Origin of the sequence: Neobacillus sp. OS1-32 (assembly GCF_030915425.1) — a bacterium.
Taxonomy (GTDB): domain Bacteria; phylum Bacillota; class Bacilli; order Bacillales; family Cytobacillaceae; genus Neobacillus; species Neobacillus paridis.
On sequence record NZ_CP133263.1, the window covers coordinates 3,335,777 to 3,354,879 of the forward strand.

The 19,103-nt window shown below is 42.1% G+C and carries 16 protein-coding genes and 4 tRNA genes; 15 read left to right on the forward strand and 5 right to left on the reverse strand.

Translation table 11 applies throughout. From position 1 onward, the window contains the following. Positions 1–29: 29 nt before the first annotated feature. The 3 genes from RCG24_RS16665 to RCG24_RS16675 form a co-directional block, all read right to left on the reverse strand. Positions 30–2,039, reverse strand: a complete 2,010-nt coding sequence (locus tag RCG24_RS16665; RefSeq protein WP_308077509.1) for a molybdopterin-dependent oxidoreductase — start codon at positions 2,037–2,039, stop codon at positions 30–32. Positions 2,040–2,246: 207 nt separating this feature from the next. Continuing rightward, a complete protein-coding gene (locus RCG24_RS16670) occupies positions 2,247–2,405 on the reverse strand; it encodes a hypothetical protein (protein WP_308077510.1) in 159 nt (52 codons plus the stop codon). After that, positions 2,402–4,057, reverse strand: coding sequence for an SH3 domain-containing protein (locus RCG24_RS16675; RefSeq protein ID WP_308077511.1), 1,656 nt, complete (start codon positions 4,055–4,057; stop codon positions 2,402–2,404). The genes RCG24_RS16670 and RCG24_RS16675 overlap by 4 nt, the downstream gene beginning before the upstream one ends. A gap of 341 nt (positions 4,058–4,398) precedes the next feature. Between RCG24_RS16675 and ychF the strand changes: the two genes are divergently transcribed. The 4 genes from ychF to rpsR all read left to right on the forward strand — a co-directional run bounded on the left by ychF (position 4,399) and on the right by rpsR (position 6,933). Further along, positions 4,399–5,499, forward strand: coding sequence for a redox-regulated ATPase YchF (gene ychF / locus RCG24_RS16680; RefSeq protein ID WP_202654620.1), 1,101 nt, complete (start codon positions 4,399–4,401; stop codon positions 5,497–5,499). A gap of 269 nt (positions 5,500–5,768) precedes the next feature. Further along, a complete protein-coding gene (rpsF, locus tag RCG24_RS16685) occupies positions 5,769–6,056 on the forward strand; it encodes a 30S ribosomal protein S6 (RefSeq protein ID WP_202654619.1) in 288 nt (95 codons plus the stop codon). A 78-nt stretch (positions 6,057–6,134) separates the two neighbouring features. Next, positions 6,135–6,644: a single-stranded DNA-binding protein gene (gene ssb / locus RCG24_RS16690; protein ID WP_308077512.1), complete on the forward strand. Its 510-nt coding sequence runs from the start codon at positions 6,135–6,137 to the stop codon at positions 6,642–6,644. 49 nt (positions 6,645–6,693) lie between these two features. After that, a complete protein-coding gene (rpsR, locus tag RCG24_RS16695) occupies positions 6,694–6,933 on the forward strand; it encodes a 30S ribosomal protein S18 (RefSeq protein ID WP_202654617.1) in 240 nt (79 codons plus the stop codon). A gap of 170 nt (positions 6,934–7,103) precedes the next feature. Here the strand turns inward: rpsR and modB are convergent, their stop codons facing one another. After that, complete coding sequence (gene modB / locus RCG24_RS16700; protein WP_308077513.1) at positions 7,104–7,760, reverse strand: molybdate ABC transporter permease subunit; 657 nt, start codon at positions 7,758–7,760, stop codon at positions 7,104–7,106. A gap of 17 nt (positions 7,761–7,777) precedes the next feature. Then, entirely contained in the window at positions 7,778–8,008 is a 231-nt protein-coding gene (locus tag RCG24_RS16705) for a hypothetical protein (RefSeq protein WP_308077514.1), read from the reverse strand. A gap of 181 nt (positions 8,009–8,189) precedes the next feature. Here RCG24_RS16705 and RCG24_RS16710 point away from each other — a divergent pair, with 181 nt between their 5' ends. The 11 genes from RCG24_RS16710 (at position 8,190) to yycF (ending at position 19,100) form a co-directional block, all read left to right on the forward strand. Beyond that, complete coding sequence (locus RCG24_RS16710) at positions 8,190–9,134, forward strand: YybS family protein (protein ID WP_308077515.1); 945 nt, start codon at positions 8,190–8,192, stop codon at positions 9,132–9,134. 25 nt (positions 9,135–9,159) lie between these two features. After that, the gene (locus tag RCG24_RS16715) at positions 9,160–11,133 is read left to right on the forward strand and encodes a DHH family phosphoesterase (RefSeq protein ID WP_308077516.1); all 1,974 of its coding nucleotides are present in this window, start codon (positions 9,160–9,162) and stop codon (positions 11,131–11,133) included. Then, complete coding sequence (gene rplI / locus RCG24_RS16720; RefSeq protein ID WP_202654613.1) at positions 11,130–11,576, forward strand: 50S ribosomal protein L9; 447 nt, start codon at positions 11,130–11,132, stop codon at positions 11,574–11,576. Before RCG24_RS16715 ends, rplI begins: the two co-directional genes overlap by 4 nt. Positions 11,577–11,784: 208 nt before the next feature. Beyond that, positions 11,785–13,149 (forward strand): replicative DNA helicase, encoded by a 1,365-nt coding sequence (gene dnaB / locus RCG24_RS16725; protein ID WP_202654612.1) that lies wholly within the window; start codon positions 11,785–11,787, stop codon positions 13,147–13,149. Positions 13,150–13,473: 324 nt separating this feature from the next. Continuing rightward, positions 13,474–14,766, forward strand: a complete 1,293-nt coding sequence (locus RCG24_RS16730) for an adenylosuccinate synthase (protein ID WP_308077517.1) — start codon at positions 13,474–13,476, stop codon at positions 14,764–14,766. Positions 14,767–15,670: 904 nt separating this feature from the next. After that, positions 15,671–15,746, forward strand: a tRNA-Lys gene (locus RCG24_RS16735). Positions 15,747–15,761: 15 nt separating this feature from the next. Beyond that, a tRNA-Glu gene (locus RCG24_RS16740) sits at positions 15,762–15,833 on the forward strand. 191 nt (positions 15,834–16,024) lie between these two features. After that, positions 16,025–16,101, forward strand: a tRNA-Asp gene (locus tag RCG24_RS16745). 182 nt (positions 16,102–16,283) lie between these two features. Continuing rightward, positions 16,284–16,356 (forward strand) — tRNA-Phe (locus RCG24_RS16750). Positions 16,357–16,731: 375 nt separating this feature from the next. Continuing rightward, a complete protein-coding gene (locus RCG24_RS16755; protein ID WP_308077518.1) occupies positions 16,732–18,150 on the forward strand; it encodes a peptidoglycan DD-metalloendopeptidase family protein in 1,419 nt (472 codons plus the stop codon). A 239-nt stretch (positions 18,151–18,389) separates the two neighbouring features. Next, on the forward strand, positions 18,390–19,100 hold the full coding sequence (gene yycF / locus RCG24_RS16760; RefSeq protein ID WP_202654609.1) for a response regulator YycF: 711 nt from the start codon (positions 18,390–18,392) through the stop codon (positions 19,098–19,100). Positions 19,101–19,103 lie beyond the last annotated feature (3 nt).

The following is a 19,103-nucleotide window of genomic DNA, read 5'->3' on the forward strand; positions in this document are numbered from 1 at the left end:
TTTTTATAGTATTGAATACGAAAACAGCTCTATAGTTTTTCTAGATTAACAAGACAGTCATAGAGGGTGCTGCCTAAGCCATTATCCGATTCACGGCTGGAAGTTAAATTATTTACCGGTCCGCCAAACCTGCGCCAAATTCCCTCTTCGATATTAATCGTATTAGGGTGGGCTGCTGCTAGGATGGAAACAAATCCTTTAATTTCTCCGCGCTCATTCCAAACTCTGACTTGGTCGCCATTTTGCAGGCCTAAACCAGCCGCAATATTTGAGGCAATCTCGACTTTAAGCTTCACATTTCCTCCCAGTAAATGATAATGTTGCGAATGGTTGGAACGCAGAGGGTGAATCGTTAGTAGGCTATATGGATATTTCTGCGCCAGCTCCGGATTAGACCACTTCGATTCATCGGGAACCGAAAGCGTTAATAAGCCGGTACCCCCTTTTTGTTGAGCCAATTGCGAAGTAAATTCAAATTTACCTGATGGCGTTGCGAACTTCCTGTCCTGCCAAGGAATTTTTATTACCGGCAGTTCCAAAGTGCCTTTTTCCTTTAATTTTTCCAGGGTAAGGCCTTTTTCCTTGAGTGGTTTAAGCGTCATATTCAACCATTCATCCCGGGTAAAATGAAAATCCGCTCCAAACCCGAGCCGCTCGGCTAATTGCGTCCAAATCCACAAATCTGATTTCACTTCACCTGGGAGTTCTGTTACCAGCTGTGGGCCGTAATTGACATAATGGTGATACATCGAGGAATAATAAAAATCTTCTTCCTCAAAGGCCGTTGTTGTCGGTAAAACATAATCCGCCAGCTTGGCCGTATCAGTCATAAATTGCTCGATAACCACTAACGTCTCGACTGAAGAAAAAGCCCTTTCTACCACTGCTGAGTCGGGAACCTGCGTCAGCGGGTTGCCACAGGTTACGAAAATCATTTTGATTTCCGGATCCTTTGCGGTTAAAACTCTCTCGGCCTGTTTCATGATTGAAAACTGCCGCTCACTTTTGCGCCGGTTGGGAAGAGTCAAGTCCGCAAACGCAAAGCTTTGGCCAACTTGGATATTGGCATAATTGGCGCCGCCGCCGGGGATACCGATATTGCCGCTGACCGCGACAAGGGCATCGATCAGGCGGATGGTATTACCGCCGTTTTTATAGCGCTGCAGGCCCAGCCCCATAAAAGTTGCCGTTGGTTTGTCAGCATATAGATAAGCTAATTTTGTTATCGTTGCGGCTGGTACCTCTGTCATATCCGTTATTTTTTCAAGTGAAATCCCGTCCAACAGCTTCACTAAATCAGGAAATCCATAAGTGAATTGTTCAATAAACGCCTGGTCTTCGAGACCCAAACGCAGCATTTCTTTGATGACACCGGCTGCTAAAATTCCGTCCATTCCCGGTTTAATGGTAATATGCTCATCGGCCATTTTAGCGGTTGCGTTAAACAGCGGGTCAATCACATAGAGTTTTGCGCCTAGTTTTTTAACCTCTAGTAGCTTTTCATAAAAATGCATATTAGTACGGGCGGCATTCCGGCCCCAAATGATAATATTTTTACTGTTATAAAGATCATTCGGCTCATGGCTTAAGACATTGCCAAAATCCCATTTTTGCGCTTCGATCCCGGAGCCCCAGCATAGTGAACCATATAGCTCGGTCACACCTCCATAGCAATTAAAGAAGCGCTGATCGAGATTTTTTAAAATCCCGTTATTGGCGTAATCATGGCTGTGCAGCACTGCTGTTGTACCATATTCTTCTTTGATAGCTGTTAATTTAGCGGCAATTTCATCGAGTGCCTGTTCCCAAGAAATCTGTTCGAATTGACCGTTTCTCTTTTTTAAAGGATATAGTAAGCGATCGGCTGAGTTGGCCCTTTTTTCCAGCATGCGGCCGCGCCCGCAAATTTTCCCTTTTGTAATCGGATGATCGGGGTCGCCTTCAATTTTTGCTACCCGACCGTCTTCGATGGTCACATGAAATCCGCAGCTATCCCAGCAATTTAACGGGCAGGCTGCCTTTATTACTGTCGCCAACATGTTCACCCCCGAAACGTTAACTTTTTAAATAAGGATAATACAATTTTTTTTAAAATACTATGATATTTTACTAGGACAGGTTCCTATGGGACAAAGTAGGAGGTATATCTGGAGTAAATGTCCCATAGAGCGGTGCTATGAGACAAATGGAGCAGCTAAAGAGCAATTGTCCCATAGTGCAAAACTATGGGACAACGCTAAAATTACTTATTTATATTTCGGTATTTCCAGAACAAGTTTATAAGAATCTACTAAACTATATAAATTATACATTTGCGCAACTTGTTTTGCGGCCCAGCCAATATCTGAGGCGTATTGATGGGTTGCCTTGCCCGTAGCCACGGCCCCGCCAGGATTCCACCTCATTTTGTAAAGCGTGTCCTGTCCGGCATTAATATAGCCGTTAGCGATAAATTGTGCTCCGCCAATAATCGCCGCTTCTGGTGTAAACCAGCCGGCATTATAAGCAAATTGAGCACCGCTGTTATGGCATCAGCATCATAAGCCCCGACTCCATACATATTGTAAACGGTTTTACCATTTACTTTAATTCCTTTGGCAAGTTCGGATTTCCCATTATTTGTTTCCAAGAGAGCATGGGAAATTAAATACATCTCGTTAACCCCGTATTTCTCTCCGGCAGATATAAAGGTTGCTGCTGTTCCTTGTAATACACCTTTCCCGGATAAAACACGCTGATTTACCTCATTGGCATTTAAGTTGGTTGTCACTGATAATTTAAGGAATTGCAGTGAATTTGCGGTGGTGCCAAGGAAGTTATTCGGATTCAAATAATAGGCAATATCCTCCGGACTGGCATTAACCCATGTTTTATTATAGGTCACTTTATACCAATCCTTATCATCTTTGCCCTTTACAGTAGCGAGAATCTTGAAGGTTTCCTTGTCTTTTACCTGTCCCACATTCCAATAATCTGGACCGGCACCGCCCTTTACATTCCAACCGGTTCCATTTACGGTACCGCTTTCAGGATTTGTTAAAGTTAGGGCATCGGCCTGTAGAAACGTATCGTATTTTTTATCTGTTTGTGGATGGCTGGCGATCTCTAATTTGAGCATTTCAGACAAGCTTATATTGTAATTTTCATACACCTTTTCGATGTTCCCGCTCGTTGTATTGGGATTAAATGGTGCGGTTTTTGATAAGAATTGAGAGCTGACATAACCGGTTTTCCCATTTGCAGTTACCTTTGCCCAGCCGTCTTTCTCTGAAATAACAGTGACCATTGTTCCCCGCGCCAGTTGTGTTATAATCTCCGCATTTGTCGAAGCTTGAGCCCTCATACGCAGGCTGGCCCCGTATTCAACATCTACATATTTAATATCCGTTTGAGAGTTATTTTGACCCGCTCCGTTATTGGTTGAAGGAGCAGAGCCAGAACCGGTATTCGTCCCGGAAGCCGGTTTTGTTGCGCTTAGAAAATCAGAACTGACATAACCAGTTTTTCCATATGCCCCAATTTTAGCCCAGCCTTTTGCTTCAGAGTAAACAGTGACCTGTACCCCCCGGGCCAATTTTAACAAGACAGATGCTGTGGTGGAGGCACTTTTTCGCATATTTAACGAGGAACCAAGGTTCACATTAACATATTTAGTAACTGTTTTCGGTTTTTTAGGCGTTTTCGCTGGTTTTCCAGTCACCTTTTTTTTGGCAATCAAAAAGGAAGAACGAACGAAACCTTGTTTTCCATTTACCTCAATTTTGGCCCAGCCATTTGCTTCTTGACACACCTTTACACTGGTCCCATTTTTGAGTCTCGTAATAATCACTGAATTTATCGAAGCACTTTTCCGCAGATTTAACGAACCGCTGGCTACATTGACATATTTCGTTAATGGAAGGCTATTTACTTGAGTTGTTTTTTGCGCAGCCTGAACAGCATTGTGAAAAGCAACTGTTGATATGACGACAAAGCAAACTATGAAGATGATGGTTTTTTTTAAAAAATTACCAAGTAACGGAGGTCGTCTTGTACATTGTTCATTTGTCTCTCTCATAGTGTTCCCTCTTCAATAAATGACTTGAGTAAGGATAAAATTGTTTATTTTTGGCAATGATAAGATTTGCTTGTTTTAAATTTTACCATATTTGCTAGTTAAATAGAGAACAATGTTGGAAATTGCTGAAAAATGTTAACAAACTCAGTAGATTAAGAGTTTGATCATTTCTTGTCTTTTTCCTGACAAATGCCTATAATTGTGAAAGGTATTTGTAAAGGGCGGAGCAAAACTTTTGTAAAGGGTATTTTGCTGCGAATGATGCTTTGACTAATCACACCGCCTTGATAAAAATTAACGGTATTTAAAATAGATAAAAATTCTTTGAGGAGTGAACGTGAATGGCATTAACTGCTGGGATTGTCGGCTTGCCGAATGTCGGAAAGTCGACGTTATTTAACGCAATTACCCAAGCTGGTGCGGAATCAGCAAACTATCCTTTCTGTACAATTGACCCCAATGTCGGGATTGTTGAGGTGCCGGATTACCGGCTGCAAAAATTAACAGAGTTGGTCCATCCAAAAAAGACCGTTCCCACCGCGTTTGAATTTACCGATATCGCCGGAATTGTCAAAGGCGCCAGTAAAGGGGAAGGTTTGGGGAATAAATTCTTATCGCATATCCGCGAAGTAGATGCTATTTGCCAGGTGGTTCGCTGCTTTGCTGATGAAAATATTACCCATGTTTCCGGTAAAGTGGATCCGATTTCCGACATCGAAACGATTAATTTGGAGCTCATTCTTGCCGATATGGAAACAGTTGAAAAACGGATTGGCCGGGTGGAAAAAATGGCCAAGCAAAAGGATAAGGATTCGGTAGCCGAATTTGAAGTTCTAACGCTGTTGCGTGAGGCCTTTGAAGCGGAGAAACCAGCGCGTTCGGTTGCTTTTACCGAAGAGCAAATGAAAATAGTCAGACATTTGCATTTATTAACGATTAAACCAGTACTCTATGTCGCTAATGTCAGCGAGGATGATGTTGCTGATCCATCCGAAAATGACTATGTAAAGCAGGTTCGTGAATATGCAGCAAAAGAAAATGCCGAAGTTATTGTCATTTGTGCCAAGATAGAAGAGGAAATTGCCGAATTGGAAGGCGAAGAAAAGCAAATGTTCCTGGAAGAACTGGGTATTGCTGAATCAGGGCTTGATCAGTTAATTCGCGCCGCTTATCATTTACTTGGGTTGGCAACTTATTTTACCGCTGGTGTGCAAGAGGTGCGCGCTTGGACATTTAGAAAAGGGATGAAGGCACCGCAATGTGCGGGAATTATCCACTCTGATTTCGAACGCGGTTTTATTCGCGCAGAAGTTGTTTCCTATGAGGATCTTGTAGCTGCTGGAAGCTATAATGCTGCCAAGGAAGCTGGTAAAGTCCGCTTGGAAGGGAAAGATTATGAAGTACAAGACGGCGATGTTGTCCATTTCCGTTTTAACGTATGATGAGAGTGTCAGGTGTGGTACCTGACACTTTTTCGTTATTGAAAAAAGACTTATTAGCGATTTTGTCCCACTTATTAGCGAATTGGATCATTATATTAGCGAATTTAGCTGTTTAATTAGCGCTTTTCCAAAGTATATTAGCGTTTCGGAAAACAAATTGCTTTTCCATCCAGCCTATGTTATAATTTGAATTCGTGAGTAATGAATAATTGCTCCTTGCCCTTTTAAAAAAGAGAGGGCCGTTTAGACCAAAAGGAGGTGTAACCGTGATGAATAAGTACGAAATTATGTACATCATCCGCCCAAACATTGAAGATGAAGCAAAGAAGGCTCTTGTGGAGCGCTTTAATAACATTCTTCTTGAAAATGGAGCGGAAACAGCTGAATCAAAAGATTGGGGTAAGCGTCGTTTAGCTTACGAAATCAATGATTTCCGTGATGGATATTACGAAATCGTAAATACAACTTCCCCAGCAGCTGCAGTGCAAGAATTTTCTCGTCTTGCAAAAATTAACGAAGATATCATTCGTCATATCGTAATTAAAGAAGAAGACTAAGATTAATTTTATGATAAATTTTTTCCAAGCTTACATGTTTCACGTGGAACATCTTGGAAAGAAAGGGAGTTGATTCCGATGATGAATCGTGTCGTGCTAGTTGGCCGTTTAACGAAGGATCCAGAATTGCGTTATACCCCTAGTGGAGTAGCTGTTGCTACCTTTACTTTGGCATGCAATCGCCCATTTTCCAATCAGCAGGGTGAGCGCGAAGCAGACTTTATTAACTGTGTTGTTTGGCGCAAACCGGCGGAAAATGTCGCTAACTATTTGAAAAAGGGCAGCTTGGCTGGAGTTGATGGGCGCATTCAAACGCGAAACTACGAAGCTCAGGATGGACGCCGCGTCTATGTGACGGAAGTCTTGGCTGAAAGTGTGCAATTCCTTGAACCTAAAGGGTCATCCAGCAACAGAAACGGCAACGATTTTTACGGCGCACCACCACGGGAGCCTCAAGGGTCTTCATATGGCGGCGGCAATCAGAATCAACAACGTCAAAATGCTAATCAAGGGTTTACAAGAGTGGATGATGACCCATTTGCAGGAAGCGGCCAAATTGACATTTCTGATGATGATCTCCCATTCTAATGTAACCTATAACGAACGGATTTATTAACTTCTAAAGGAGGGAATTTTCATGGCAGGAGGACGTAAAGGCGGACGTGCAAAACGCCGTAAAGTGTGCTATTTCACAGCTAATGGCATCACTCATATTGACTACAAAGATGTCGATTTACTTAAAAAGTTCATCTCTGAACGCGGAAAAATTTTACCACGTCGTGTAACCGGCACAAGCGCTAAATACCAACGCAAATTAACCGTTGCGATCAAACGCGCTCGTCAAATGGCATTACTACCATTTGTTGCAGGCGAATAAGAAAAGAGAAAGCGACCGTTTGGAGCTTGATAAAATAAATTGAAAAAAGACACCCGTCAAGGGTGTCTTTTTTTGAAAGTAGGAAAGCATAAACTTTCCTATTAAGCACATAAGCGCAACTACGCCTCTGTCGTCGCTTTAAAGGGTAGTCAATCGGCGAATTGTCATTACTAAGACTTTGTAAAATGAACGCACAGCAGCATAATAAAGGAAATGGCCATCATGCTGATAGCCCACAACCAGGCAAGCTGCATATTGCCTGAATCTATGGCGATATAAATGGCAGTAGGAATCGTTTGCGTTCTTCCGGGGATGTTACCGGCAAACATTAATGTCGCACCAAATTCGCCCAGCGCCCTGGAAAAACTTAATATTGCACCAGAAATGATCGCTTTAAGAGCAAGCGGAATTGAAATGGTGAAAAAGAGCTTTAGCTCATTAGCCCCGTCCACCCGGGCAGCATTTTCAATATCCTCATCAATCGCCTCAAATCCGGCTTTTGCCGATTGATACATCAGCGGAAAGGCGACAACTGTTGAGGCAATTACAGCGGCCCATTTTGTAAACATCAGCGGCTGGTGCATGAGCAATTCAATAACTTGTCCAATCGGACTATTTCGGCCAAAAATTACGATTAATAAAAAGCCGACAACCGTTGGCGGCAATACTAACGGCAGAAGGAACCCCGTCTCCAGCAAAACCTTTCCTTTAAAATTCTTTCCAGCCATAATTTTTCCAAAAAATAGTCCAAAAATAAGTACCAAGATACCTGAAATAGATGCAATCTCGACAGAAAGTTTAATCGGTGACCAAAAGTTTGCTGACATTTCGTTAATTCAATCCCTTAAAGCCGTACTTCTTTAAAATCGTTAAGTAATGCCCCGGAGCCGCCATAATTGATTTTAAAAGCGGCTTTAATATCAGTTAAAGCAGCTTGTAAACTTGCCGCTGCTGAAACGGTTAATTCTACTTTTTTACCATCAGCGATCATCTTGTCCGTCTTACTCGTTGAGCATCCTGAGACAAATAGGATGAACAGCATGATAGAACATTGAAATAAAGATTGTTTTTTCATCCATTTCTTCCTTTCCCGGTAAACCTATACTTCATTATAACCTGTTATCATTTCATTTTATAAGTTTATTCGTTAAGGAATGATGAAAGTTTCGAAAAATAGTTAAAATAGATAGGTTGAATAGAGTTTTAGATGTCGATAAAATAAGGATTAGGTTTCCAAATCATTTAGGGGTGAAGAAGTGAGAAATGCAGGTAAATTAACGGAAGGTGCCATTCTATTGGCAGCCTTCACAGCCATATTATTAATTACGATATATATACCGCTGGTTGGCTCGATCTTGAATTTTGTTTTGCCACTGCCATTTATGATGTTTGCGGCAAAAAATAATTTAAAAAATATTATCGCCTTTTTTATCGCCGCGGTGTTTATTTCATTCATCGCAGGCTCCTTTATGGGCCTAGGGTTCATGCTACTATATGGCATGATTGGTTCAAGTATAGGCTATTTATTGCAAAAAAATAAGAGCCGGACAACTATATTGATTTCCAGCTCCCTTATTTTGATGGCCGGATTGGTGATTACCTATGCGGTCAGCGTCGCCTTTTTTAAATTTGATATTATTCATGAGTTGACGGAGGCCTATAAACAATCGTTTAAAATGTCAGAGGATCTGTTAAGGTCAATGGGACAAGAAAGCCAATTGGCGCAAATCCATAAACAATATACGACGATGATTAAAACGCTGCAAGCGCTTGCCCCGAGTTTGTTGATTATGGTCTCAATTATATCCATATTTATCATCCAATGGATTTGTTTTCCGATTATTAAAAGATTCGGCATCAAGGTGCAGCCGTGGGGCAGCTTCCGGAACTTAACCCTGCCGCGCAGCCTGTTATGGTATTACATTATTGCAATGGCCATTCATCTCCTTGCCCACCCGGCAGAAGGCACATTTTTATATACTGCTGTCATCAATGCGATATATATATTGGAAATGTTTATGGTGATACAAGGGCTGTCATTTCTCTTTTTTATCTTTTATCAACGGTCTGTGACAAAAGGGCTGGGGGTCTTTATTACAATTCTCGCTTTTATGTTTCCAACTATTCATTATATAATAATGTTATTGGGTATTACCGATTTGGGATTTGATTTTCGAAAGCGGTTTGAAAAAAAACAGTAAGACTTTCAAATAGGAGCTGAAAACGTTGCCGGCATTTATAGAAAAGAGGTCAATCCGATACCCTTTTTACGGTTTACTGGGCGTTGTAGTCATACTGCTTCTCGTCCTTTTCTTATATAATTGGATCTTGAGTCTGGCTGGGCTGGTATTAATGATCATCCCGGTCTATTATATGTTTATCGTAGACCGGCGCCAAAGACAGGAAATGGAAGAGTATATCGCCACTCTTTCTTACCGGGTCAAAAGGGTTGGCGAGGAGGCATTGCTGGAGATGCCGATCGGGATAATGCTCATCAATGATGAATATTATATCGAATGGGCCAATCCTTTTTTGGCTTCTTGCTTTGATGAGGACACCCTGATAGGAAGATCACTTTATGATGTGGCCGACGATCTGATTCCGTTAATAAAACAAGAAATAAAGTCAGAAATTATCACTCTTCGTGAGCGGAAGTTTCGTGTTATTCATAAACATGAAGAGCGGCTGCTATATTTTTTTGATGTAACGGAGCAAAAAGAGCTGGAACAAATCTATCAGAATGAACGAACCGTGATTGCCATCATCTTTTTAGATAATTATGATGAGCTGACCCAGGGTATGGATGATCAAATGCGTGGAAGCATCAATAATTTGGTCACTTCTATTTTGAATAAATGGGCAAATGATAATGGGATTTTCCTCAAGCGGGTTTCATCAGAGCGCTTTATTGCGGTATTTAACGAGGAAATCCTCCATTCCCTGGAAAAGGGGAAATTCACCATCCTGGATGATATCAGGGAAATGACTTCAAAACATAATGTTTCCTTTACCTTGAGTATTGGAGTGGGAACAGGGGTCTCCTCGTTGCCGGAATTAGGCGTGTTAGCTCAGTCGAGCCTTGATTTGGCATTGGGTCGGGGCGGTGACCAAGTGGCAATTAAACTGCCAAACGGTAAGGTGAAATTTTATGGTGGGAAAACTAACCCGATTGAAAAACGAACAAGGGTAAGGGCACGGGTCATTTCTCATGCCATAAAAGATCTAATAACCGCAAGTGATAAAGTGATCATTATGGGCCATAAAAATCCGGATATGGATTCGATCGGTGCCAGTATTGGCATTTATAAGGTAGCCCAGATGAATCAAAAAGATGCCTATATTGTCGTGAATATGCAAGAGGTCGATAATGGTGTCAAACGCTTAATGGATGAAATCCGCACCCAAGAGAGGTTATATTCCCGGTTCATCGGCCCGGAAGAAGCGCTGGAAATTGCCACAGATAAAACCCTGTTGGTTGTCGTTGATACCCATAAGCCTTCAATGGTCATCGAAGAACGGCTGCTAAATCGCATTGACCATGTTGTCGTCATTGACCATCATCGCCGTGGCGAGGACTTTATTAGTAATCCATTGCTGGTTTATATGGAACCATATGCTTCCTCTACGTCGGAACTGGTGACTGAGTTCCTTGAATATCAGCCAAAACGCGCTAAAATAGAGGTAATTGAAGCGACTGCTTTGCTAGCTGGAATTATTGTCGATACAAAAAGCTTTACGCTGCGGACGGGCTCGAGGACATTCGATGCGGCATCCTACCTTCGGGCACATGGAGCTGATACGATCCTTGTTCAGAAGTTTATGAAAGAGAGCATAGATACATTTAAACAAAGATCAAAATTAATTGAATCTGTTGTTTTTTATCGTAACGGCATTGCCATTGCCAAAGGCGGCGAATTTGACGTACATGACCAAGTGATCATTGCCCAGGCGGCCGATACGTTACTATCGATGGATGGCGTCCTGGCCTCCTTCGTGATTGCCAAACGGAATGAAGATGTTATTGGCATCAGTGCCCGCTCCTTAGGAAATGTCAATGTTCAAATTATTATGGAAAGCTTAAAGGGCGGCGGGCATTTAACCAATGCCGCAACGCAGCTATCAGGATTAACCATAGCTGAAACAGAAGCGAAATTAAAGCAGGCAATTGACGAATATTTTGAAGGGAGCAAAAAAGAATGAAGGTTATTTTTCTAAAGGATGTCAAAGGAAAAGGAAAAAAGGGTGAAATCAAAAATGTTGCTGATGGCTATGCTCATAACTTTTTGTTAAAACAAGGCTTGGCAATTGAAGCAACAAAAGCTAATATCAGTTCTTTAGAGGCACAAAATAAAAAGCAGGAAAAGCTAGCGGCCGAGGAGCTGGCTGAAGCCAAGAAATTAAAGGAAAAATTGGATCAGATTACAGTGGAATTATCAGCTAAAGCAGGTGAAGGCGGCAGACTGTTCGGCTCCATTACATCGAAGCAAATTGCTGAAGAACTGCAGAAAAAGCATGGCATTAAAATTGATAAACGGAAAATGGAAATGTCCGATGCTATCCGCTCCCTGGGCGTTACCAAGGTTCCGGTGAAACTTCATCATGAGGTCACCGCTACCTTAAAAGTACATGTTAAAGAAGTGTGATTTTCCAGTTCAAATTTGGACAAATCATGATAGAATAGAGATAGACTCTTATCCATGTGATCGGTTTTAACTGGTCACTTTTCTTTTTGCAAGGCTTTGTTAAAACTTGTTTGCTGACTGCCGACTCATTCTATTTGACGACATCGGCGACAAAAGCCTTCACAGATCCCTTTTAAAAAATAATCCTTCTTCCAGGAGGTTTTGCTATATGAGTGACTTATTTGCTGACCGCATGCCTCCGCAGAATATTGAAGCCGAGCAAGCGGTTTTAGGAGCCATTTTTTTAGAACCGTCTTCTTTAACATTGGCTTCTGAAATTTTGATGCCTGAAGATTTCTACCGGGCTGCTCACCAAAAGATCTTTAACGTCATGTTAAAGCTGAATGATGAAGGCAAGGCAGTCGACCTAATAACCGTCACCGAGGAATTATCAGCCACGAACTTGATTGAAGATATTGGCGGTGTCAGCTATTTAAGCGAGCTGGCCGGCTCTGTTCCAACGGCTGCAAATATCGAATATTATGCTAGAATCGTAGAAGAAAAGTCTTTATTACGAAGATTGATCCGCACCGCCACAAACATTGCAACGGATGGATATACACGTGAAGACGAAGTGGAGACAGTTCTAAATGAAGCGGAAAAAAGCATTCTCGACGTGGCCCAAAGAAAGAACGCCGGGGCCTTCCAAAATATTAAGGATGTTCTTGTTCGGACATACGATAATATTGAGCTGATGCACAGCCGTGTTGGCGATATCACCGGGATTCCGACGGGATTTACCGAACTCGACCGGATGACCGCAGGATTTCAGCGCAATGATTTAATTATTGTCGGGGCTCGGCCATCTGTTGGTAAAACCGCGTTTGCCTTAAATATTGCCCAGAACGTCGCCATTAAGGCCGGTGAGAATGTTGCTATTTTCAGCCTTGAGATGGGGGCAGAGCAGCTTGTCATGCGGATGCTCTGCGCCGAGGGAAACATTGATGCTCAAAGGCTTCGTACTGGTTCCCTGACCGATGATGACTGGGGCAAGCTGGTCATGGCAATGGGCAGTCTGTCGAATGCGGGGATTTATATCGATGATACCCCTGGCATCCGGGTAAATGAAATTCGTGCTAAATGCCGTCGTCTCAAGCAGGAACATGGTTTAGGAATGATTTTAATCGATTACCTGCAGCTGATTGTTGGAAGCGGCAGGCCGGGTGAAAATCGCCAGCAGGAAGTTTCGGAAATTTCCCGTGCCCTGAAACAGCTGGCCCGTGAACTTGAAGTGCCTGTCATTGCCCTTTCACAGTTGTCCCGTGGTGTCGAGCAGCGCCAGGACAAGCGGCCGATGATGTCTGATATTCGTGAATCCGGAAGTATCGAGCAAGATGCTGATATTGTTGCCTTCCTCTATCGCGATGACTATTATGATAAGGAATCGGAGAATAAAAATATTATTGAAATCATCATTGCCAAGCAGCGTAATGGTCCGGTTGGGACGGTACAGCTGGCATTTGTAAAAGAATATAATAAATTCGTAAACTTAGAGAGACGTTTTGATGATTCCATGGTACCGCCTGGTGCTTAATACCTTAATACGAATGGTTTAGGGATAGCCGTCATTGGCTGTCCTTTTTTGTACGCAAATTTTGCAACGGGAGTGAACCGCCCTAACGGACTCGCTAATCGGGCAGGTTTCCATTTAGTGGGCATAATTTTCCTACGTGTGTGATCCGCTTTACCAAAGCCGTCGGTCATCAATAGGTTGCTATTTTAAAAGATTGTACGAACGAATTTAGCATTTATTATACAAAATGTTCGTGTTTTATTGATTTTTGCAGTTTATATTGGTACACTATAGGGGTGGAAAATATTAAATTACCTAAAAGCGAATATTTCGGAGGTGCCTTTCATGTCATCAGTTGTTGTTGTTGGAACACAATGGGGAGACGAAGGAAAAGGGAAAATTACCGATTTTCTGTCAGAAAATGCAGAGGTTATAGCTCGTTATCAAGGGGGAAATAATGCAGGTCATACGATTAAATTTGATGGTGTAACGTATAAATTGCATTTGATCCCATCAGGTATTTTTTATAAAGAAAAGATAAGTGTGATTGGAAATGGAATGGTCGTCGATCCTAAAGCGCTTGTTGAGGAACTGGCCTATTTACATGAGCAGGGCATTTCAACCGATAATTTGAGAATTAGTAACCGGGCCCATGTAATTCTGCCATATCATATCAGACTGGACGAAGTCGAAGAATTACGCAAAGGCGCCAATAAGATTGGTACAACGAAAAAAGGCATTGGTCCGGCTTATATGGACAAGGCTGCCCGCGTCGGCATTCGCATTGCCGATCTGCTTGACTATGAAGTTTTCGAAGCAAAATTGGAACAAAATTTGGCTGAGAAAAACCGCTTATTTGAGCGGATTTATGAAGTGGAAGGCTTTAAAAAGGAAGATATTCTTGATGAATACTATGAATACGGTCAGCAATTTAAACAATATGTTTGCGATACATCGGTTGTATTAAATGATGCTTTGGATGAAGGAAAACGCGTCCTATTTGAGGGGGCGCAAGGCGTAATGCTGGATATTGACCAAGGCACCTACCCATTTGTAACGTCATCAAATCCAGTTGCTGGCGGTGTGACTATTGGTTCTGGTGTAGGCCCTTCAAAAATTAACCATGTAGTTGGTGTTTGTAAGGCCTATACTTCCCGCGTTGGAGACGGTCCGTTTCCTACAGAACTGCATGATGAAATCGGCCAGAAAATTCGGGAAGTGGGTCGTGAATATGGTACAACAACTGGGCGTCCGCGCCGGATTGGCTGGTTTGACAGCGTTGTTGTCCGCCACGCACGCCGTGTCAGCGGTTTAACCGACCTCTCTCTCAATTCGATTGACGTCTTAACAGGAATTGAGACGCTAAAAATATGTACTGCCTACCGTTATAAGGATGAAGTGATTACCGATTATCCGGCAAGTCTGAAAGTTTTATCGGAATGTGATCCGATTTACGAGGAGCTTCCTGGCTGGACAGAAGATATTACTGGTGTTAAATCTTTAGATGAACTGCCTGTCAATGCCCGCCACTATGTGGAGCGCATCACCCAGCTGACAGGTATTCCACTGTCGACATTCTCTGTCGGTCCCGATCGGACGCAGACAAACGTTGTCCGCAGCGCCTGGAGACAGATCTAATTGTAATGAAGAGTTAAGAAACCTTCCGCGTTCGGAGGGCTTCTTTAACTTTAATTGGATGCTAAGAGGTAAAGTTGAGTTGCTAGCGGACAGCAGCAGATTGTTTTTCGGAGCTTTGAAGGATAAAATAAGGTTGGTAGCTGAGGAAAGCGTCTTTCATCGGGGTTATGAAGGACAAAACCTGTTAAAAAACCGAGGAAAATGTCTTTCATCAGGGTTATGAAGGACAAAGCGTGTTAAAAAACCAAGGGAAATGTCTTTCATTAGGGTTATGAAGGACAAAGCGTGTTAGAAAACCGAGGGAAATGTCTTTCATTAGGGTTATGAAGGACAAAAAGTGTTAAAAAACCGAGGGAAGTGTCTTTCATCGGGGTTATGAAGGACAAAACGTGTTAGAAAACCGAGGGAAGTGTCTTTCATCAGGGTTATGAAGGACAAACCGTGTTAGAAAACCGAGGGAAGTGTCTTTCATCGGGGTTATGAAGGACAAACCGTGTTAGAAAACCGAGGAAAATGTCTTTCATCAGGGTTATGAAGGACAAAACGTGTTAGAAAACCGAGGAAAGTGTCTTTCATCAGGGTTATGAAGGACAAAACCTGTTAAAAAACCGAGGGAAATGTCTTTCATCAGGGTTATGAAGGACAAAACGTGTTAGAAAACCGAGGAAAATGTCTTTCATCGGGGTTATGAAGGACAAAACGTGTTAGAAAACCGAGGAAAATGTCTTTCATCAGGGTTATGAAGGACAAAACTGTAAGAAAAACAAGAAGAATTGTCTTTAATAAGATATCTTTAGGACGAAACTACAAGAAAAAGATAAAAAGAATTAAAAAAGTATTGCACTTTATACAATAAACATGCTATGATAAAAAACGTCGTCACAAACTGATAATAAAGTAGTATGAGCCATTAGCTCAGTCGGTAGAGCATCTGACTTTTAATCAGAGGGTCGAAGGTTCGAGTCCTTCATGGCTCACCATTTTTCATCAAAATTGGCCCCTTGGTCAAGCGGTTAAGACACCGCCCTTTCACGGCGGTAACACGGGTTCGAATCCCGTAGGGGTCACTAGAAAAGCGGAAGGCGCCCGCTAATCGGCGACAAGCATAAGACGGGCCGGCCTGAAGGTTGTTTTTTAACCTACTGGACGGATTGGCTTATGACCTCGAGCCGATGGAGCCTGTAGCTAGACATCGGCATTTGGCGGGTCGGTGAAAGACTGGCAAGGACGGTCTCCTTGCTGATTCGTCATTAATATTGGTCTGGTAGTTCAGCTGGTTAGAATGCCTGCCTGTCACGCAGGAGGTCGCGGGTTCGAGTCCCGTCCAGACCGCCACCATACATAACTTTGTACAGTAAAAAATTTATATGGCTCAGTAGCTCAGTCGGTAGAGCACGTCCGAATAAGCTACTTTGAATAAGCTTCAGCGTACCCATCGAGCCGCATCTTGAAGAGACCCTCTGAGATGAGGACGAAGGACGAGCACTATTAAGTTTTAGGAAACAATAACCTCATATGGCTCAGTAGCTCAGTCGGTAGAGCAAAGGACTGAAAATCCTTGTGTCGGCGGTTCGATTCCGTCCTGAGCCATCTTATTCTAAAAAACGCTTGCACATGGCAAGCGTTTTTTAGCTTCCTTCAGTTTAATTTAATTGTAAAATTCCCTTCAATTTTCAACAGCCACAAACCAATATACTCCAATCCATAAGTTTACGATGCCCCTCTCTTAGTACTAGGAAAACTCTTGAATGATAGGAATTTTAGCCTGGTCGAATGACCGAATTATAGGCAGATTTTACTGGCATATTTCATAAAAAATAGGAAAATGTCAGCGATTATACATTTATATTACATTATTAAGACTGCAACATTATTCGAAAAAAACTATGGTAAAGTAAAATAGGTTTGAAAATCTGGAAGACTTTGATCATGAGAGTACTAGTTTAAAAGGTTTAGGAGGATAAAATGGCCTTTTCGAATAAGCGATATTTAATATTAAAGACTTCAGTTATTTCAACACTGGCAGTCTCGACAATTGCATTTAGCACCGGTCCACTTGCCTTTGCTAACACAGATAAAACGAATGCCTATCAGGTTTATGTTAATGGTACATATGCCGGCAATATTAGCAATAAAAAGGTCGTCAACCCAATGTCTGAAAAACCAGAAGAGATCAGCAAATCTCAACCAACATCTGCTCCAAAAGACCTATACATACCAGAACGTGTTTTATCCAATACTGCTAAAGGCACTCAACCAATCAAAACCTTAAAGGATGTATTTCAGATAAAGATTCAAGCCGCTGCCATTGTGATTGATGGAAAGCCAGTAGTTTATCTAGATCGTAAAGAAACTGCCCAGGAGGTTATGAGAAACCTTATGCTTCAATATGTTTCCAAGGATCAATTAGAGGAGCTTGAAGCTAGAAAGTCTTCCCTGGATAAGGCTTTACCACCATTAAAGGATGATGAGACGCGGATAGTAGACGTTCATTTTTCTAAAAATGTTTCTGTCAGCGAACAGAACGTTGAGCCTGAAAAAATTTTGGCGCTTAGGGATGCCGTCACCTATTTGCAAAAAGGAACAGTACAAGATAGAAAATATACGGTTCAGAACGGCGATACACTTGAATCAATTGCCCGGCAGCATGGCTTAAAGCTAAAAGACCTCTTAGAATTGAACCCGCAGCTTTCAGAGAAAACACTTTTAAAAATTGGTCAAGAAATGAATGTTACCACACTTACCCCACTATTGGAAGTAATCGTGGAAAAGGAAACAAAGAAAAAAGAAACCATTCCGTTTGCTACCAAAACGGTTGAAAACTCAAGTTTAACCAAAGGGCATACAAAAATAACCCAAGAAGGCAAGGATGGGCTGCAATCGGTAATCTATAATATTACCGAACAAAACGGCACCGAAACCTATAAGGAAAAAGTTAGCCAACAAACTCTTAAGCAGCCGGTAAACCGTGTTGTTGTCAAGGGAACGAAGGTTATTCCTTCCCGAGGTGAAGGAGACTTTGCCTGGCCGACAGTTGGCGGCTATATTTCCAGTCAAATGGGGTATCGCTGGGGTAAATTGCATAAAGGAATTGACATTGCAAGGCCAAGTGACAGAACCATTAAAGCAGCCGATAATGGTGTAGTGGTGGCTGCTGGTTGGGGAAGCGGCTATGGAAATCGAATCATCATCGATCATCGGAATGGATTTCGCACATTATATGGCCATATGTCGTCGCTTAAGGTAAAAGCTGGGCAAGCCGTTTCCAAAGGGATGGCAATCGGTATTATGGGTTCCACGGGAAATTCCACAGGTGTCCATTTACATTTTGAAGTATATAAAAACGGTGGCCTAGTCAACCCTTTGAAATATATAAACAGATAAAATTAGAGAGATTCCACGCTAATGCGGGCGCAATCAATGTCTCTGGCTCATAATGCCGGAGGCTTTTTCATTTTAATCTGACGTCAGAGAAAATCAGCTAGGTACTTCACTTTTCGTTGTTAAATACTTCTAATTGATGAATTTAGGCGAAAATAATGGTAAAGTAAAATAGAATAGTTATGACTTTTCGCAATATGTAAGATAGATTAGAGTTTCACATTATGGAGAGGAGTAACGGTATGGAAAAGAAGATTCTCATAGTTGATGATGAAAAGCCAATTGCAGATATCCTCCAGTTTAATCTGAGAAAAGAAGGGTATCTCGTTTATTGTGCATATGACGGCAATGAGGCACTTAATTTAGTAGAAGAAGTACAACCTGACCTCATCCTTCTCGATATTATGCTTCCTGGCAAAGATGGTATGGAAGTATGCAGGGAAATAAGGAAAAATTATGAAATGCCAATTATTATGTTGACGGCCAAGGATTCAGAAATTGATAAAGTTTTGGGGCTTGAACTAGGTGCTGACGACTATGTGACAAAGCCATTTGGCACAAGAGAACTGATTGCCCGGGTAAAAGCAAACCTGCGCCGCCATCAGCAAGTGATTTCTCAATCCGAGACAGAAAATGATACGAATGAAGTTTCAATTGGCACGCTTGTGATCCATCCGGATGCCTATATTGTATCCAAACGCGGGGAAACAATTGAATTAACGCACCGGGAGTTTGAATTGCTTTACTATCTGGCGCAGCATATTGGTCAAGTCATGACTAGGGAGCATTTGCTGCAAACCGTTTGGGGCTATGATTATTACGGTGACGTTCGAACCGTTGATGTTACAGTAAGGCGTCTCCGTGAAAAAATCGAAGATAACCCAAGCCACCCAGCATGGATTGTCACTAGACGCGGGGTGGGATATTATTTACGGAATCCCGAACAGGAGTAATGA

Coding starts and splice junctions, on each gene's coding strand:
- RCG24_RS16730 (WP_308077517.1), top strand. CDS start 13,474: ATGTCATCAGTTGTTGTTGTTGGAACACAATGGGGAGACGAAGGAAAA.
- RCG24_RS16705 (WP_308077514.1), bottom strand. CDS start 8,008: ATGAAAAAACAATCTTTATTTCAATGTTCTATCATGCTGTTCATCCTA.
- modB (WP_308077513.1), bottom strand. CDS start 7,760: ATGTCAGCAAACTTTTGGTCACCGATTAAACTTTCTGTCGAGATTGCA.
- dnaB (WP_202654612.1), top strand. CDS start 11,785: ATGAGTGACTTATTTGCTGACCGCATGCCTCCGCAGAATATTGAAGCC.
- RCG24_RS16755 (WP_308077518.1), top strand. CDS start 16,732: ATGGCCTTTTCGAATAAGCGATATTTAATATTAAAGACTTCAGTTATT.
- ssb (WP_308077512.1), top strand. CDS start 6,135: ATGATGAATCGTGTCGTGCTAGTTGGCCGTTTAACGAAGGATCCAGAA.
- RCG24_RS16665 (WP_308077509.1), bottom strand. CDS start 2,039: ATGTTGGCGACAGTAATAAAGGCAGCCTGCCCGTTAAATTGCTGGGAT.
- RCG24_RS16675 (WP_308077511.1), bottom strand. CDS start 4,057: ATGAGAGAGACAAATGAACAATGTACAAGACGACCTCCGTTACTTGGT.
- RCG24_RS16670 (WP_308077510.1), bottom strand. CDS start 2,405: ATGAGGTGGAATCCTGGCGGGGCCGTGGCTACGGGCAAGGCAACCCAT.
- rpsF (WP_202654619.1), top strand. CDS start 5,769: ATGAATAAGTACGAAATTATGTACATCATCCGCCCAAACATTGAAGAT.
- rplI (WP_202654613.1), top strand. CDS start 11,130: ATGAAGGTTATTTTTCTAAAGGATGTCAAAGGAAAAGGAAAAAAGGGT.
- ychF (WP_202654620.1), top strand. CDS start 4,399: ATGGCATTAACTGCTGGGATTGTCGGCTTGCCGAATGTCGGAAAGTCG.
- yycF (WP_202654609.1), top strand. CDS start 18,390: ATGGAAAAGAAGATTCTCATAGTTGATGATGAAAAGCCAATTGCAGAT.
- rpsR (WP_202654617.1), top strand. CDS start 6,694: ATGGCAGGAGGACGTAAAGGCGGACGTGCAAAACGCCGTAAAGTGTGC.